At 62.4% G+C, this 16,893-nt stretch carries 13 protein-coding genes and 1 tRNA gene; 8 read left to right on the plus strand and 6 right to left on the minus strand.

Features of this window, described 5'->3' with window-relative positions:
- Nucleotides 1-33: 33 nt before the first annotated feature.
- Nucleotides 34-1,065, plus strand: coding sequence for a UDP-glucose 4-epimerase GalE (galE, locus tag MRS74_RS20855; protein WP_254582215.1), 1,032 nt, complete (start codon nt 34-36; stop codon nt 1,063-1,065).
- The gene (locus tag MRS74_RS20860) at nt 1,062-1,430 is read left to right on the plus strand and encodes a VanZ family protein (RefSeq protein WP_254582216.1); all 369 of its coding nucleotides are present in this window, start codon (nt 1,062-1,064) and stop codon (nt 1,428-1,430) included. Before galE ends, MRS74_RS20860 begins: the two co-directional genes overlap by 4 nt.
- Here MRS74_RS20860 and MRS74_RS20865 read toward each other — a convergent pair whose 3' ends face one another.
- Nucleotides 1,431-2,804, minus strand: a complete 1,374-nt coding sequence (locus MRS74_RS20865; protein WP_254582217.1) for an O-antigen ligase family protein — start codon at nt 2,802-2,804, stop codon at nt 1,431-1,433.
- 835 nt (nt 2,805-3,639) lie between these two features.
- Here MRS74_RS20865 and MRS74_RS20870 point away from each other — a divergent pair.
- From MRS74_RS20870 to MRS74_RS20895, 6 genes are all read left to right on the plus strand, one after another.
- On the plus strand, nt 3,640-3,843 hold the full coding sequence (locus MRS74_RS20870; protein WP_254582218.1) for a hypothetical protein: 204 nt from the start codon (nt 3,640-3,642) through the stop codon (nt 3,841-3,843).
- Between the two features lie 56 nt (nt 3,844-3,899).
- Entirely contained in the window at nt 3,900-5,096 is a 1,197-nt protein-coding gene (locus tag MRS74_RS20875) for an outer membrane beta-barrel protein (protein WP_254582219.1), read from the plus strand.
- A 76-nt stretch (nt 5,097-5,172) separates the two neighbouring features.
- Nucleotides 5,173-5,709, plus strand: a complete 537-nt coding sequence (locus MRS74_RS20880; protein WP_254582220.1) for a polysaccharide biosynthesis/export family protein — start codon at nt 5,173-5,175, stop codon at nt 5,707-5,709.
- 2 nt (nt 5,710-5,711) lie between these two features.
- On the plus strand, nt 5,712-7,970 hold the full coding sequence (locus MRS74_RS20885) for a GumC family protein (RefSeq protein WP_254582221.1): 2,259 nt from the start codon (nt 5,712-5,714) through the stop codon (nt 7,968-7,970).
- A 17-nt stretch (nt 7,971-7,987) separates the two neighbouring features.
- Nucleotides 7,988-8,716 (plus strand): tyrosine-protein phosphatase, encoded by a 729-nt coding sequence (locus tag MRS74_RS20890; RefSeq protein WP_254582222.1) that lies wholly within the window; start codon nt 7,988-7,990, stop codon nt 8,714-8,716.
- On the plus strand, nt 8,713-9,489 hold the full coding sequence (locus tag MRS74_RS20895; protein WP_254582223.1) for a hypothetical protein: 777 nt from the start codon (nt 8,713-8,715) through the stop codon (nt 9,487-9,489). Before MRS74_RS20890 ends, MRS74_RS20895 begins: the two co-directional genes overlap by 4 nt.
- Before the next feature lie 29 nt (nt 9,490-9,518).
- Here MRS74_RS20895 and MRS74_RS20900 read toward each other — a convergent pair whose 3' ends face one another.
- The 5 genes from MRS74_RS20900 to MRS74_RS20920 form a co-directional block, all read right to left on the minus strand.
- Entirely contained in the window at nt 9,519-12,647 is a 3,129-nt protein-coding gene (locus tag MRS74_RS20900) for an efflux RND transporter permease subunit (RefSeq protein ID WP_254582224.1), read from the minus strand.
- Nucleotides 12,644-13,885, minus strand: a complete 1,242-nt coding sequence (locus MRS74_RS20905; protein WP_254582225.1) for an efflux RND transporter periplasmic adaptor subunit — start codon at nt 13,883-13,885, stop codon at nt 12,644-12,646. Before MRS74_RS20905 ends, MRS74_RS20900 begins: the two co-directional genes overlap by 4 nt.
- The gene (locus tag MRS74_RS20910; protein WP_254582226.1) at nt 13,882-15,339 is read right to left on the minus strand and encodes an efflux transporter outer membrane subunit; all 1,458 of its coding nucleotides are present in this window, start codon (nt 15,337-15,339) and stop codon (nt 13,882-13,884) included. Before MRS74_RS20910 ends, MRS74_RS20905 begins: the two co-directional genes overlap by 4 nt.
- 135 nt (nt 15,340-15,474) lie before the next feature.
- Nucleotides 15,475-16,404 carry a LysR family transcriptional regulator gene (locus MRS74_RS20915; protein WP_254582227.1) on the minus strand — a complete coding sequence of 310 codons (930 nt, stop codon included), beginning with the start codon at nt 16,402-16,404 and terminating at the stop codon, nt 15,475-15,477.
- 244 nt (nt 16,405-16,648) lie between these two features.
- A tRNA-Leu gene (locus MRS74_RS20920) sits at nt 16,649-16,735 on the minus strand.
- Nucleotides 16,736-16,893 lie beyond the last annotated feature (158 nt).

Raw genomic sequence — 16,893 nt, forward strand, 5'->3', positions numbered from 1 at the left:
ACAACAAGGCCCGCGGGCCGAGCGAGGACGTTTATGAAAATTCTGGTAACCGGCGGGGCCGGCTATATCGGCTCCCACACCGTCGTAGAACTGCTGCAGGCCGGTCTCGAGGTGGTGGTTCTGGACAATTACAGCAACAGCAGCGCCTGCGCGCTGGAGCGTGTCGCGGAAATCGTTGCAGGAGAGACCGGCACGCCGGCGTCTCTGCAGGTTATCGAGGGCGATGTGCGTGACCGGGCGCTGCTGGACAGGCTCTTCGCCCAGCATGAGATCGGCGGCGTGATTCATTTTGCCGGCCTCAAGGCGGTCGGAGAAAGCATGGCGCAACCGCTGGAATACTACGAGAACAATGTCGGTGGCTCGGTCACCCTGTGCCAGGCCATGGCGGCCGCCGGCGTTACCCGGCTAGTCTTCAGTTCCTCCGCCACCGTGTACGGCGAGGAAGCGCCTGTACCCTATGTGGAAACCCAGCCCCGGGGCCGCACCTCGAATCCCTACGGCACCAGCAAGGCCATGTTCGAGCAGGTTCTTACCGATCTGTGCGCCAGCAACCCGCACTGGTCGGTGGCGCTGCTGCGCTATTTCAATCCCATCGGCGCACATCCCAGCGGGCGCATCGGTGAAGACCCCCAGGGCATCCCGAACAACCTCATGCCCTATATCGCCCAGGTCGCCATCGGGCGCCGCGAGGCGCTGTCGATATTCGGCAACGACTACAGCACCCCCGACGGCACCTGTCGGCGAGACTACCTGCACGTGGTCGATCTGGCGAAAGGCCACCTGCGGGCTCTGGAATCCCTGGGGCAGCCGGGCATCGAGGCCTACAACCTCGGCACGGGCCAGGCGTACTCGGTACTGGAGATGGTGCAGGCATTCGAAAAGGCCTGCGACCGTCCGGTGCCCTATCATTTCGCGCCGCGGCGTCCCGGCGACCTGCCGGCGTTCTGGGCCAACCCGGAAAAAGCAGACCGGGTACTGAACTGGCGTGCGGAGCGCAGCCTGGACGACATGATGGCCGACACCTGGCGCTGGCAGGCCATGAATCCGCAGGGCTACCGCAGTTGAATGCCTTGCCGGCTCCCGGGCAACGCTGGCTGACAGGCGTCTTTCTGGCCTGCGGCCTGGTGCTTATGTACGGCATTTTCCGGCCAACGCCGCCGCCGGAACTGTTCGAGCAGTCGGACAAGTTCATGCATCTGCTGGCATTCGCGGCACTGACGCTCAGCGGTCGCGCCGCCTTGACCCGGCTGTCGGCGCTGCCGTTCTGGTCACTGTTTCTGATGCTGGGCCCGGCCCTGGAAGTCGCCCAGCACTGGTTCCAGCCCGGGCGGGTATTCAGCATCGAGGATGCGATCGCCAACATCGCCGGCACCCTGCTCGCCGCTGCGTTCTGGTGGTTATGGCGCCGCTGGCGCAGCGCCCGTGCCTGATCAGCCCCGGGCGGCCTCGCCGGTTGTGGGGCGGCGCCGGCGGGAGGGTTTGTGATGCTGGTTCGCCAGTACCGCAATGGCGGCCATTACCACGAAGGTTGCCGCATTGGCCGGAATCTGAAAATTGAAGTCGGTGGCCGAGTGGATCAGCAGCGCCAGCAGCCCCATAGCGGCGCCAAAGCCGACACCGCTGCGGTACCAGGATTCGCGCCGCCACAACGCCTTGAAGGCATGGTACAGCGCCATCACGACGAACAACGCCAGCGGCAGCAGCCCGATAAGGCCGAACTCGATCGCAAATTGCAGGTAGTCATTGTGGGCATGGTCGAAATGCAGCCGGATATCGGCGCCGGGATAACGCTGGAAGGCCGACTCGAAGGCACCGGCACCAATACCGGTTAACGGGGACTCGTGCAGCAGCGGCAGTGCATAGCCGAAGATGTCGTCGCGCTGTTCGTTGGCACTGGCGACCAGCTCACCGTCGACGACCCGGTCCTCGAACCGGGTGTCGAGCAACCGCTCCTTGAGCTTATCCAACCCGAAGTACTGGCTGATCACCAGCACATCGATCAGCACCAGGCTGAGCAGAATCAGGCCGTTGCGCAGCCGGTGCTCCCGGTTTATCAGGGTGAAGAGGCCGCCGACCATCATCAGACTGGCAAAGAACGCGGCATTGCCCATCCGGGAATGGGTCATGACCAGCGCAATCACCATAATCACCAGCGCCAGACGCAGGCGGGTCTTGGGCCCCTCCAGCAGCTCGAGGACGTAGCGCCACCGGAACGGGCGGCCGTCGCGCATCGCCAGCAGCAGGCCTATGCCGCAGGCCAGGGTCATCTCGAGATATCCGGCCAGGTGGTTGCGGTTGACGAAGGTGCCCGTGGCATCACCGAGATAGCTGTCCTTGCTACCAGTTAACAGCCATTCGACGCCGGACAGCGTCATCAGGGTGCCGAAGAATGCCTGCAGGGTGCCACTGATAACCAGCACGCTGAGCAGCAGCGTCAGGCGTCGGCGGCTATTGAAGAGCCCCACGATCAGCCCGAACAGCATTGCATAAGCGCAGCCGAGCAACAGGTACTGCAGGCTCGCCCCCCTGTCCTGGCTCAGCCCCAGCAGGAGCTGCAACGCCACCCAGAGTTGGGCGCTGACCAACAGCGCGAGCAAGGGCCAGGCGGCACGCAACGCCCGATTTCCGCCCGGCGGTGCCCGCAGCTTAGACGCGCTGAAGAGACCGGTCAGCAGGGCGGTGCACAGCACCAGCAGTCCGGCCGACCAGTCCCGGTCACTGCCCAGTGGCATCGGCAGCCAGAGCAGCAGCAACAGGGTGGCGGCAATGAGAAAGGTATCGAGGGGAGAACGTTTCGGACTCATAACAGTATCCGTCAGGTGTTAATGTATCCGGCAACCTGAATCATAAATAAACCGGTCAGATGATGCTAGCCGCGATTAAATTAACACTATGTTAACGCCTCAAGTGTTGCCTTATGGATACATAATTAATGCCCGTCACTGCATATTTTTAATTATGCACTGCAGCATTTAAATAAACGAAAACAAAAAAGTCATATTTCATCCATAAACCGCGACAATTATGCTTAAAACAAGCTAAATTAACCCTATCAGATCGGCACAGCGACAACTGTTATAATCTGGCGACAGAGCCTCAAACGCGGCGGCGCCTGCGACCGGCGACAGCGACAAAAACAGCCTCGGTAACACGGCATCCAGACAGTAAACAGCGCGCACGGGTGAAGAACAAACAATAATTTTAATTAAATTCATAAAGTTATTTAATTCCAACTGCTTCACCTTGAGCCAGACGTCAGGTGCCTCCTGCACCCGATCGTATCGGCTTCCGATTGCAGGTTCATGCTATCCGGAGTCAGGCGCTTATCGGATTCATTCAGTTTATACTCAGTTAATTTATGATTTATTGGTCGGCTACTTTTCGATAAATGGCGCTTAACGGAGACAAATTTCCGATTTTTCGCTTTAATAGCTTCCGCATTGCAGCAAAAAATATAAAACATTTTACATACTGGAATTATTTGGCAAGATATAAGGGCTTTTTGTATGCGGATACGGTTGAACGACTTACTGGCTGTAGTCATTTAACCGAACTCTGCGAATGGAAAGTGTTTATGCGTTCGCGGTCAGCCTGGCTGCCCCGATATACGTTCAACCATTAACCACTGAGGGAGTTAATATGCGCAAAGCATTAACGGCTCTGGTCATGGCCGGCGCTCTGGCGTCTACCCTGACCACCACCGCTGCATCTGCAGCACCACCTGGCAAAGTCGTGAAAGCCCAGAGCAATAGCGACTACCAGGGCACCGGAAGCCAGGGCAAGGGCAATGGCGCCGACAACGGTGTCGGTCTGGGCGGCACCCCCCCGGGCAGCCCGCACTAAGCGGCGCTGACCGCCGGGCCGGCGCATGCCGGCCCGGCACTTACCCCGACTTCCTGATGTTGAGCCATGACCCGACGATGATCCCGACGCCCGTTAACCTTAGACAGCGGCACCTGCTGGTCGCAGCCCTGGTCATTCTGCCGCTACAGGTTATTGCCGGCGAACCGGCCGATATCCGGGTGGGCGAGCTGTCCCTGACACCGACCCTGCGCCTGAGCAAAGCCTACGATGACAATTTCCGCGAAGCCGCCGAGCCGGACAACCAGTCCAGCTGGATCACCACCATCGCGCCGGCACTGGAGCTCGCTGCCCAGGACCGACTGAACCTATACCGCCTGCGCTACGCGCTGGACGCCGATATCTACCACGCCAGCCACGACGACGACAACACCGATCATCATCTCGATGCCGATGCGCATCTGGAGTTCACCAGCCGCCACCGCCTGGACCTGAATGCCGGTTACGACCGCGTCGAGAACACCGCCGATGCCACTTCGCGGGCAGAGAATGACAAGTACCACACCCGTAACATTGGCGCCGTCTATGGCTTGGGTGTCGAGTCCGCGGCGATGCAAATCGAGCTGGCCGCCGACCAGGAACACCGGCGCTACGACAACAGTGGCACCCTGAATCAGGACAAGAACCGCGATACCCGCAGCCTGAGCGCAACCGCCTACTACCGGCTGGCCCCCAAAACCCGTGCGCTGCTCGAGATCGGTTCGAGCGACTTCGACTACCTCAGTGCCCGAACCCTGGACAGCGTCAACCGCAGCTACCTCGCCGGCGTGACCCTCGATGCGACCGCCAGGACCTCAGGTTCCTTCAAGGTCGGCCGCGAGGAGAAGGATTTCGACGACCCGGCAGCATCGGACCCGGGCCTCACCGCCTGGTACGCCGACCTGACCTGGAAACCGCGCACCTATTCCAGCGTCCGGCTGACAGCACGCCAGGGTATCGACGAGGGCAGCAGCGAGGAACAGTTCGTCGAGACCCGCATGGCGGGCCTGGAGTGGGACCATGCATGGAACGGCTTCTTCTCGACCCAGCTGGCCGTCGTCAGGTCAAAAATGGATTACGCCAATGCAGCCAATCGTCACGACGAAACGGATACCTATCGCCTTGGCCTGACCTGGGAGTTCCGTCGCTGGCTGTCGCTGGATCTGGGCTACCGCTATCGGCAACGGGAATCGAACGTCGACCAGGAGAATTTTGAGCGCAGTCTGTACCTGGCCGGCTTGAACCTGAACCTATGACCGTTCTCAAGTTTTTTAAAAATGCGGGATTCGATCCCGGAACCGTTTTCTGTTAACTGCATTCAGGAAGAACACTATGCTTGCGCGTTTTCTGTCGGGTGTCTGGGTATTGGGCCTTTTGCTGAGCGTTACGGCCTGGGCAGCCGACGACAACCAGTACAGTCTCGGCTCCGGTGACGTCATCAGCATCAACGTATTCGGCGAGGCCGATCTGAGCCTGGACAAGGTTCGCCTCAACGATACAGGCAAGTTCTCCTATCCGTTCCTCGGCGACATCGATGCCGCGGGCAAGACCGCCAGCCAGCTGGAACAGCAACTCGTCAGTGGTCTCAAGGGCGACTACCTGGTGGCGCCCCGGGTGTCGGTGCGGATCCTCGAGTACCGCGACTTTTTCGTCAACGGCGAGGTCAAGAGCCCGGGCGGCTACCCGTTCAAGCCAGGCCTGACCCTGCGCAAGGCGATCGCCCTGGCCGGTGGTTTCACCGAGCGAGCCTCCAAAAGCAAGCTCAGTGTCATTCGCGACCTTGATGCCGATCGTACACCGCAGCCAGCCTCGCTCGAGACCCGGATCATGCCGGGCGACCTCATCACTATTGAACAGAGTTTCTTCTGACCATGGATATCAGTCTGATTCCGCAACAGCACACGCATCCCGAGCGGCTTCGTGAACGGGAACCGGAGCGCATCCGGGATGATGAAATCGACCTGCTGCGCCTCTGCCAGCCGCTCTGGCGCCGCAAGTGGAGCATCGCCACCCTGACCCTGGTGGTCATGATGCTGGCAGCCCTGGTGGTGCTGTCCATGACACCAGTCTACCGTGCCGCCTCGACCCTGCTGATCGAAGAGCAGGCCGCCCAGGTACTCTCGATCCAGCAGGTCTACGGGATCGAAGGCAGCGGCAGCGAATACCTGCAAACGCAATTCGAGCTGCTGAAATCCCGTGAACTGGCCGAGCGGGTGGTCTATGAACTCGGTCTCGACAGCCATCCGGAGTTCGACCCGCGGCAGCAGTCAGCGCCGCTGATCAGCATTAGCGGCCTGCTCGACATCAACAGCTGGCTGCCGTTTACGACGCCGGATGACATCGCCGTCGAGGACCCGGAACAGGTCGCGGCCGACGCCTTCAACGCGACCGTCAAGACCTTCATGGACCGCACCTGGATTGCACCGGTTCCCAAGACCCAGCTGGTCAAGGTGCAGATCGAGATGACCGATGCCGCCACCGCCGCCCGGGCCGCCAATACCCTGGCGCGCGCCTACATCGACAGCCAGATGGAAGCCAAGCTGGAGTTGACCAATAACGCCACCCAGTGGATAAACGTGCGCCTCGCCACGCTGAAAGCCAGCCTGGAAGAATCCGAACGGCAGTTGCAGGCGTTTCGCGACAAGGAAAACCTGGTCGACCTGCGGGGCGCGGTCACCACCGTGAGCGCGGGCGAGCTGTCCCGCACCAGCGACCGCCTGATCGACGCCCGCCGCGATCGTGCCACGGCCGAGAGCCAGTACCGCCAGGTCGCCGAGATGAAGAGCGGCGGCTGGCAGCGGCTGGCGTCGGCACCGGCGGTGCTGAGCAACCCGCTGGCGCAGCAGTTCAAGGCCCAGGAAGCCCGCGCCCTGTCGAAGGTGCAGGAATTGTCCAACCGTTACGGCCCCAAGCACCCGCAGATGGTGGCGGCGCGCTCCGAACTGGAGACCGCCACCGCCAGCCTCAAGGCCCAGGTGGAACAGGTGGTCGCCGGCATCGAGCGCGAGTACCAGCTGAGTGTCGCCAACGAGGACTCGCTGCAATCCTCGTTCGAGCTCAACAAGGACCAGATCCAGGACATCACCCGCAAGGAGTTCAAGCTGCGTGAGCTGCAGCGCGAGGTCGACAGCAACCAGTCGCTGTACAACACCTTCCTGAACCGCCTGAAGGAAACCTCGGCGACCTCCGACCTGCAGACCGCCAATGCCCGCATCGTCGACAAGGCGGTGCGGCCCGACGAGCCGGTCAAGCCCAACCGCAAGCTGATCGTCGCGCTGGCGGGCCTGCTGGCGCTGATGGCCGGTGCCGCTCTAGCAATGCTGCTGGAGATGCTAAACAACACCTTCAAGAGCACCGAAGAGATCGAGGAACAGCTCAACCTGCCGGTGCTGGGCATCCTGCCGCTGCTCAAGAACAAGCGGCGCATGGATGTCGCCCAGTCGTTCGGCCAGGCGGGACAGACGGACCGCACCTTCCTCGAAGCCATTCGCACACTGCGTACCGGCGTGGTGCTGTCGGGGCTCAACCGGGAACAGAAAGTGATTCTCGTGACCTCGTCGATCCCGGGCGAAGGCAAGAGCTCCGTTGCGGCGAATCTGGCCGCCGCACTCGGCCAGATGGAAAAGACCCTGCTGATCGACGCCGACATGCGCCGCCCGACCACCGCCAAGAACTTCGAGCTGCCGGTCGGCTCGGCGGGGCTGGCCAACCTGATTGCCGGCACGGCGGCACTGGAAGAGTGCATCACAGCGCTGGACGGGTTCGACCTGATCAGCGCCGGCACCGTGCCGCCAAACCCGCTCGAGCTGCTGTCATCAAAGCGCTTCGCCGAGGCCCTCAAGGGGCTGGGCAGCACCTACGAGCGCATCGTCATTGACTCGCCGCCCACCCAGGCGGTCAGCGACGCCCTGGTACTCTCGACCCTCGCCCACTCGGTAATCTACGTGATCAAGGCGGAATCCACCTCGATACCGCTGGTTCGAAACGGTGTTGGCCGACTGCTGCAGAACCGGGCACCGGTATCCGGTGTGGTGCTGAACCAGGTCGATGTCGAAAAGGCGAACAAAAACGGTTACCGCTACGGCGGCTACTACGATTACTACGGCTACAGCGGCGACCAGCCGGCCTGAAGCCAGAGGATGACCGCATGATCGATCTGCACAACCACCTGCTCCCGGGCATTGATGATGGTGCCCCCGACCTGGAGACCTCGCTGGAACTGGCACGCCTAGCGGTGGCCGAAGGCATCACCCACATGGTCTGCACGCCCCATATCCACCCCGGGCGCTACGAAAACACGCCGCAGTCGATCGCCGATGCCCTGGCGCGCTTCAAGCAGGCGCTGGCCGGCGCCGGCATCGACCTGCAGGTCGCGGCGGCGGCTGAAGTGCGTTTCGGCCTCGAGCTGATGGCCGGTGTCGCCGACGCAAAAATTCCTTTCCTGGGCGCGTGGGAGGGCCGCAAGGTGCTGCTGCTGGAGTTCCCCCACGGCGAGATACCCTTCGGCGCAGAGCGCCTGACCCAGTGGCTCAAGGACCGCGGCATCCTGCCGATGATCGCCCACCCGGAACGCAACAAGGGCATCATGCGCCAGCCGTCCCGGCTCAGGCCTTTCCTCGAACAGGGTTGCCTCTTGCAAGTAACGGCCTCGTCCCTGACAGGGCATTTCGGTGACGCCGCCCGCGACATCGCGACGGACCTGCTGCGTCAGGGGCAGGCGACCATCCTGGCCACCGACGCCCACAACAGCGACCGCCGACCGCCACGCCTGCAAGAAGCCGTCATGGTCGCCGAGCAGCTGATCGGGGCAGAGCGCGCCGCAGCGCTGGTGAACGCCAATCCCTGGAAAATAGCCCTGGAGCACTTCGACCGATGAGCACCCCCAAGGCCCGCCAGGTTCCGTCACGCCTGCGCCAACTGGGGCTCGGCGTGCTGCTGCTCTGCGCCCTGGCGCTGGCCGTTGCCGGCCTGCGCCTGATGATCGCGGGTATCGCCGCCTACCAGGCGCAGCGCTTTGTCGAGGACTGGGAACGACTCGGTACTGTTCCCTCTCAGCAAGCCTGGGACATTGCCGAAGCCGCCGCGCAGCGGTCACTGAGCTTCTACCCCGGCGCCAATGGCGACTACTACGAGCGTCTGGGTCAGATCTACGAGTGGCAGCACCATGAACTGAACTTTGGTGATGCCGTAGCCGAGCCTTCCCGGCAGCGGGCGCGGGACGCCTACAGGCTCGCCATCGAAACCCGTCCGAACTGGCCCGACACCTGGGTGCTGCTGGCCTTCGTCAAGCTGCGTCTGCTGGAATTCGACGAGGAGTTCGACCGGGCCCTGGCGCACGGCTTCGAGAATGGTCCCTGGCGCATGGGCATCAACCGCGGACTTGCCAAGGTCGGACTCATCGCCTGGCCACAGCTCGACGAGACCCAGCGCCGGCAGATCCTGGAATCGGCACAGCGCACCGTCGAGTTCAGCCAGGCCCAGGCGCTGGGCCTGTTCGGGGTCGCCGACCGCATCGACCAGACCGAATTGCTGTGCGACAGCCTGCCCGAAACACTGACCCTGGGCCGCGGCGTCTGCGTGGCCGCATCAGTGACACAAGGCCCACCCTGGCCGGGCGATCACTGGATCGGCCTGTTGCCCAAGGGTTAAATATCCTCGAACTCGGGCCCCCCGTCCTGTCAGCCTTCCGGCAACGGCTCCAGCGACCGCGCCCGCCGGCGCAAGCGCCGCAGATCCTCCAGCACCAGGTAGTTCACCGGCACCATCAGCAGGGTAATAAAGGTGGCAAACAGGATGCCAAACCCCAGTGATACCGCCATGGGAATCAGGAACTGCGCCTGGGTCGATTCCTCGAACAGCAGGGGCATCAGCCCGAAGAAGGTGGTCAGGGATGTCAGCAGCACAGGGCGAAAGCGCGAGCTGCCGGCCGACAGTACCGAGCGCAGCAATGCCCGCTGACTGCCGCTGGACGTCGCGCGGCGCTTGTTGATGAAGTCCACCAGCACCAGGCTGTCGTTGACCACCACACCGACCAGGGCCATGAGCCCCATCATGCTCATGATGGTCAGATCCATGCCCATGATCCAGTGGCCGATCACCGCGCCTATGGCGCCAAAGGGAATCACCGACATCACGATCAGCGGCTGCAGGTAGGAGCGGAACGGAATCGCCAGCAGGCTGTAAATCACGAACAGCACGAAGGCCAGACCCAGCTGCAGCGAGCCGAAGGACTCCTGCTGCTCCCGCGCTTCACCTTCGAGGCTATAAGCCACACCCGGGTACTGCAGCATCAGATCATCCAGGAAGCGGCGCAGATCCTCGTTCAGCACCGTCACGTTGGTGTTTTCCTTGTCCAGATCGGCGGTTACGCTGACGGTACGAAAGCGGTCAACGCGGTAGATCGCCGTCGGGCTCTTGCCGGGCTTGAGCGCCGCCACATGGGACAGCGGCACCGCGCTGCCATCATCGAGGCGAATCAGCATGCCCTGCAGGCTGGCAACCGACTGGCGCTCAGATTCCGGCAGGCGCACCATGACCCGCACATCGTCCCGCCCGCGCTGCACCCGCTGCACCTCTATGCCGAAAAACGCCTGGCGCACCTGGCTGATCAGCTGCGTTCGGGACAATCCCAGCGCCTCGCCCTGGGGCGTCAGCTCCAGCTGGATTTCCTCCTTGCCATCGGACAGGTTATCGACGATATCGAACAGGGTCGGATAGGTCGAAAGGCGTGTCTTCACCTTGTCGGCAACCTCGGACAGGCGGCGCAGATCCTGGCCACTGAGCTGGATATCGACCGGATCACTCACGCGGCCAAACTCGGCGCGATAGGTGAGGGACTCGGCTCCGGGCACCTGACCCACGGCATTGCGCCACTCACGCACAAGCTCCGAGCTGGTCACCTCGCTGGAACGCTGCTCCGGTGACAGAATCTCAAACCGCACTGCGCCGGTGTGGGAGCTGCCGCCGGCGGAGCCCGTGCTCGCCAGAATGTTCAGGATCACGCTCTGGCCCGAAACCGGGTCGCGGTACTTGTCCTTCAGCGCCCGGGCCTCGTCCACCATGCGCACAATGTAGCGATCGGTCACCTCGAACGGGGTGCCGGTGGGCAGTGTCAGCGACGCCCGCGCCGTTTCGCTCTGGATGCGGGGGAAGAATACGAAACGGGTCCAGCCACTGAGAATCATGCTCAGAATCAGGATCAGGATGCCGCCGAAGATGGCCAGCGTCAGATAGCGGTGACGCAGGCACTGCTTGAGCAGCGGGCGGTAGTAGCGCAGCACCGCACGCTCGAAACCATCGGCGAAACCCTGCTGCCAGCGCTCCAGCCGGGATTGTCCCGCCGTATGCTGGCGCAGGCGGATATGCTTGAGGTGCGCGGGCAATACGAACTTGGACTCGATCAGGGAGAACAGCAGTACCGGAATCACCACCGCCGGAATCTGCGCAAAGAACACGCCACGCCCGCCCTCGATAAACGCCAGCGGCAGAAAGGCCGCCACCGTAGTGAGCACACCGAAGGTCACCGGGATGGCGACTTCTTCGGTGCCGCGAATGGCCGCATGCAGGCTGCTTTCGGCCCGGCGCATGTGACTGTAGACGTTTTCCCCGGTCACAATGGCATCGTCCACCACTATACCCAGCACCAGAATAAAGCCAAACAGGCTCATGATATTCAGGCTCACCCCGAACACCGGCAGCATCAGGAAGGCCCCCATAAAGCTGATCGGTATGCCCAGAAAAACCCAGAAGGCGATGGACGGACGCAGGAACAGCGTCAGCAGCAACAGCACCAGAATGCCGCCCTGCAGCGCATTGGACAGCAGGGTATTGAGACGCTTTTTTACCACCTCGGAGTCGTCATCCCAGAAGCTCAGCGTCATGCCTTCCGGCAAGGTCGCCTGCTGCCGGTCGATATAGCCTTTCACGGCATCAGCCACACCAATGGCGCTCTGGTTGCCCACCCGGTAGACCTCGATCAGCGCCGCCTGCTGGCCGTTAAAGCGGGTGCGCAGCGGCGTTTCCTCGAAGCCATCATTGACCCGCGCCAGATCCCCCAGCCGGATAATGCTGCCATCCGGATTGGTCTTGATCACCAGCCGCTCGAACTCGTCGCGCTGGTAGGCCTGCCCCTTGGAGCGCAGCAGAATATCGCCGCCATCGGTGCGCAGGTTGCCCGCCGACAGGTCGATGGAGCCGCCGTCGATGGCGGCGGAAATGTCCGCCAGTGTCAGGCCGTATTCGCGCAGCCGGTCCTGGGTCAGCTCAACCGAAATTTCATAATCGCGCACCGCATCCAGATCAACCTGAGTCACCTCGGGCAGACGCGACAGATCATCCCGCACCCGCTCGGCGTACTCCTTGATTTCACGCTCGGAAAAATCCCCCGACACCGTCACCGACAGCACCTCGCGCTTGCGCGTCGCCAGGCTGATCACCGGCCGATCCGCCGCCGTGGGCAGGGTATTGATGCCATCGACACGGCTCTTGATATCGGCCAGCAGCTCGCGCGGGTCGTAATCGCTGTCGATCTCGATATCGATTGTGGCCGCGCCTTCCTGCGAGCGGCTGCTGATCTTCTCGATGCCCTCCAGATCCTGTACGGCTTCCTCGATGCGGACCGTCACGCCCTGTTCCACATCCTCGGGCGTGGCGCCGCGCAGCGAAACCGAGACCTTGACCACATCGGCCACGTAAGACGGAAACACCTCCAGCGGAATACGGGTCGACAGCGACATGATGCCGCCGAACAGAATGCAGACCATCAGCAGGTTGGCGGCAACATGGTTACGGGCAAACCAGGCGATCATGATCCGGCACCCTTGCTTCCAGCACCCTTGCCGTCGCGCTTGCCAGGCCCTGACGCGGCATCCGCCTCGGTACCATTCGCCTGGGCGCCACTGGTGACCTGTACGCGGGTGCCGCTGCTGACCTGGCCCAGCGCTGTCGTCACCAGCTGCTCACCGGCCTTGAGTCCCGTGCCGATCAGGGCCTGGGTGTCGTTCTGCCACAGCACCTCGACATCCTGACGCCGCAGCAGCCCATCATCCACCAGATAGACATAGCTGCCCTGGTAGAGGGTACTGTTGGGGATCACCAGCACCGACTGCAGCAACCGGCCCTCGATCTGGGCGCTGACATACTGATTGATCTTCAATGGCTGGCGGCCCTTGGCCTTGAGCCCGTAGGGATCATCAATTACCGCCACTACATGCAGCTGCTGACTGCTGCTGTCAATCGCACCCTCGGTACGCACAATGGTTCCCTGCCAGCTCTGGCTTGCGGCCAGAGTGGAGTGCAGTGTGACCGCCGGCAGCGCCTGCTCTGGCGCGTTGTCGAAACGGTAGGCTTCGGGCAGGCGTATATACTCCAGATCCTGGTTTTTCAGTGGTAGTCGTACCTCGACATAATCAATGGCGTAGATTTCCGCCAGGGTAGTACCGCTATTGACCAGCTGCCCGACATCCACCGACTTGGACAGCACCCGTCCGGCAAAGGGCGCCAGGATGCGGGTACGTTCCAGATTCAGCTGCGCCTGACGCACAGCGGCCTGAGCCGAGCCCATGCTGGCCCTGGCGGCGGCCAGCTGTGGCTGGCGAGACACCAGCGCAGGCGGCGCCTCCTTATTCCCCAGCCGGCGCCAATCCTGTATCGCCTGCTCGGCCTGGGCCTGCTCTTCCTGCAATGCCTGCTCGGCCTGGGCCAGGTTCGCCCGCGCCGTCGCCAGCGCCGCTTCGTAATCCCGGGCATCGATGCGCAGCAGCAGATCACCCTGTTCAAAGAAGCCACCTTCACGGAAATTCGCGCCTACCTCCAGAATTTCACCGGCCACCTGGGGCAGCAATGTACTTTGGGTGCGCGGGCGCACAACGCCATAGCTTTGCAGCCGAACCTGATAGTCCTGCGGTTGCAGCACCTGCACCTCAACGCGCACGCTGGGTACCGGCGGGCTGCTGTTGCGGCTGGCCTGGGGACGATTGAGCATTATCAGTGCAGCTGCGGCCACGAAGACGGCGAACACAACAACGGGGAGGAATTTTCTGATCATGCGTCTTGATCGCCAGATAGGATTGCGGACGGAGTGGAGGGCGGCGCAGCCACGGGGGGAAGAGCAGTGGCGGTGCCGGACGAGGCTTTAACCGGGGCGAAATCGCCCCCCAGGGCACGGTACAGCGCCACACGGTTGGTCAGCAGATCGGCCCTCAGACCAATGACGGTGCTCTGGGCATCCAGCGAGCGCCGCTGGGCTTCCAGCACGGTGCTGTATTCCACCAACCCCTTGCGGTACTGCGCAAACGCCAGTTCTTCTGCCAGCAGCGCGTTGCGCTCGGCCTGCAGGTACTGCTCATACTGTTGCTGCAACGCACTGGCGCGGCTCAGGGCGGTTTCAACTTCGGCAAAGGCACTGTACACCAGCCCCAGATACTGCTGTTCGAGCTGTTCCACCCGAGCTCTGGCCTGGGCTTCACCGGCCTTGAGACGGCCGGCATTGAACAGCGGCTGCGTCAGCCCACCGGCCAGAGACCAGGCCAGGCTGCCACCGAGCAGATCTGACAGGCGGCTGGCGCTGTCTCCCAGGCTCGCGCTGATAGTAAGGCTGGGGAAGCGCTGCTTGTGCGCGATCGCAAGGGCGGCATCGGCGGCCAGCAGCTCCATCCAGCTCGAGGTCAGATCAGGACGGCGGCGCAACAGCGTGCCCGGAACGCCGGCCGGCAGCGCCGAATCGAGTACCGGCAGGGCATCAAGCGAGGCCCAGCGGCCATCGGGATAGCGCCCCAGTAAGAGTTGCAGCGCACGCACGGCCTCGGTGCGGGACTGGCGCTGCTCGGCCACCCGGGCCTGCTCGCTCTGCACATCATTCCGCGCCAGATACACATCCAGCGCGCTGCCAAGGCCAAGCCGGTAGCCCGATTCAATAATCTCGAGATTTTGTTCCAGGTTACTCAGGCGACGACTGAACAGCGCCAGACGCTGCTCCACGGCCTGCAGTTCGAACCAGGCAGAGGCCAGATCACTGGCCAGGGTCAGGCGGGCGGCCGCCAGATCTCCCCGCCGCGCCGCCAGGGTCAGATTGGCCTGGCGTTCGCTGTCACTCAGCTTGCCCCACAGGTCCAGTTCCCAGCCCAGAGTCAGATCGGCGTCCAGACTGGACACTCCGTTGCCGCTACCACTGCCTCTGCGCCCGGCGTCAAGATCGAACTGCAGCTCGGGATAGAGCGGGGCTCCTGCGATCACCAGGCTCTGTTCTGCCTGGCGTACCAGGGCGCGCTGTTCGGCCAGGCTGTAACTGCCCGCCAGACCTTCCTGCACCAAGGCCTCCAGCGCCGGATCCTCCAGACTCTGCAACCAGCCGGGAACAGGTTCGGCGCGCTCAGTACCGGCGCTTTGCCACTGGTCGGGGAGTCCTGGCGGGGGCGTGTCCGTGCGGATGACGCTGCTGCTGCAACCGGCCAACAGCAGCAGCAAACTTGAATACAGCAGAGGGGGCCTGAGCTTGAGCACGCGTTCCGGGTCTCCTGTGGTCGAAGGGCGATAGCCGTAAGCATAAGGGATTCCATCTGCCGGCGCAGTGCGCTTAACTTTTCTTTACGCAGGCGCACAACCGGCGGATTAGCCCGCCCCCGAAAAACCCGTATTTCAGACCGCGGAGGCCTCGTCAGGTTCGATCGGCTGCAGGGTTACAGCACGCCCGACGCCGGCTTCGAAGCTGTCGATAAAGGCCCGCTCAAGCTGCGTCTGCTCCCGCCCCAGCGGTTGCACAAAGCCGATGCAATACGACAGGGCCGGTTCAAAAGGCCTCACCAGACCCGTGTCCTGCGGCAACAACAGCGCACTGAACGGGTCCACCAGCGCCACACCGACGCCTTCTCGCACCAGCGCAGGCGCCAGTATGGGCCGCTCCACCGCCAGCACCTCATCCGGGCGCACCAGGCAGTCACGCAGCAGCCGCTGGGCGCGCTGATACCAGGCGGAGTCAGAACACCCGACGCTGATAAAGGGCTCATGCTCCAGGTCCTCGACCCGCACCCGAGCGCTGGCGCCAAAATGATGCCCCGCCGGGGCAATACACACCTGATCGGCACTGTAGGCCGGCCCCGACTGAACGCCGGCGGTATCCGCCGGCAGCTCAACCAGTGCCAAGTCAAACTGATGGCCCGCCACCCGGGGCAGCAGCTCATCGGTTTCGTAGCTGCCCAGGCTAATGGCCACATCATCACGGCCGCGGCGAAAGCCCGCGATAATGGCCGGCAACACCGTCTGGGCCAGCGCCGGAATGGCGCCAATACGCAGACTGCCGCTTTTCATCATGCGAATCTGATCGGCCGACTGCTCAAGGCGGTCGAGCCCACTGAAGTGATGCTGCACCTGGCGATAGAAAGCCCGCGCCGCCGCCGTGGCGTAAACCCGGCTATTGCGCCGCTCGAACAGGCTGAAGCCCAGATCCTGCTCCAGATCCCGGATCAGGCGCGAGATGGCCGGCTGTGACACGTCCAGGCGACGGGCGGCATCACTCATTGAGCCCTGCTGCATAATGGCCCGAAAGGCGGTGAGCTGTTTGGTATTCATGAATCCAACGACAAGCCATAAGTTAACAGGAACAGTAGCGATGGAATCTACCGGATAACTTATAGGGTTAGAAGAGGCGGCGCAAAAGGATAAGGGTGTACAGGCAAGGCAAGGAGGCGAATAACGAATAACGAATAACAGGAGTGTTGAGCAAAAAAGGCAAAACGGAGGGATTTTATCAAGCGGTAACGCTGAGGGGATAACCGAAGTTCTGCACCACTTACCGGATTTTAACCGGAATAAGTGGTGCAGATGGGGAGACTCGAACTCCCACGCCCTTTCGAGCACTAGCACCTGAAGCTAGCGTGTCTACCAATTCCACCACATCTGCATCGGTTGTGCTTTTTATCGAGAGCACGCTCTTTTTACGGTCTTGCTTAACTCTTCACAACTTTCGTGGTTCGCAATCTGCACCGCCCAAGGACTGGCCATTGAGTGGTGCAGATGGGGAGACTCGAACTCCCACGCCCTTTCGAGCACTAGCACCTG

The sequence above is a fragment of the Marinobacterium sedimentorum genome (assembly GCF_024267675.1).
GTDB lineage: Bacteria > Pseudomonadota > Gammaproteobacteria > Pseudomonadales > Balneatricaceae > Marinobacterium_A > Marinobacterium_A sedimentorum.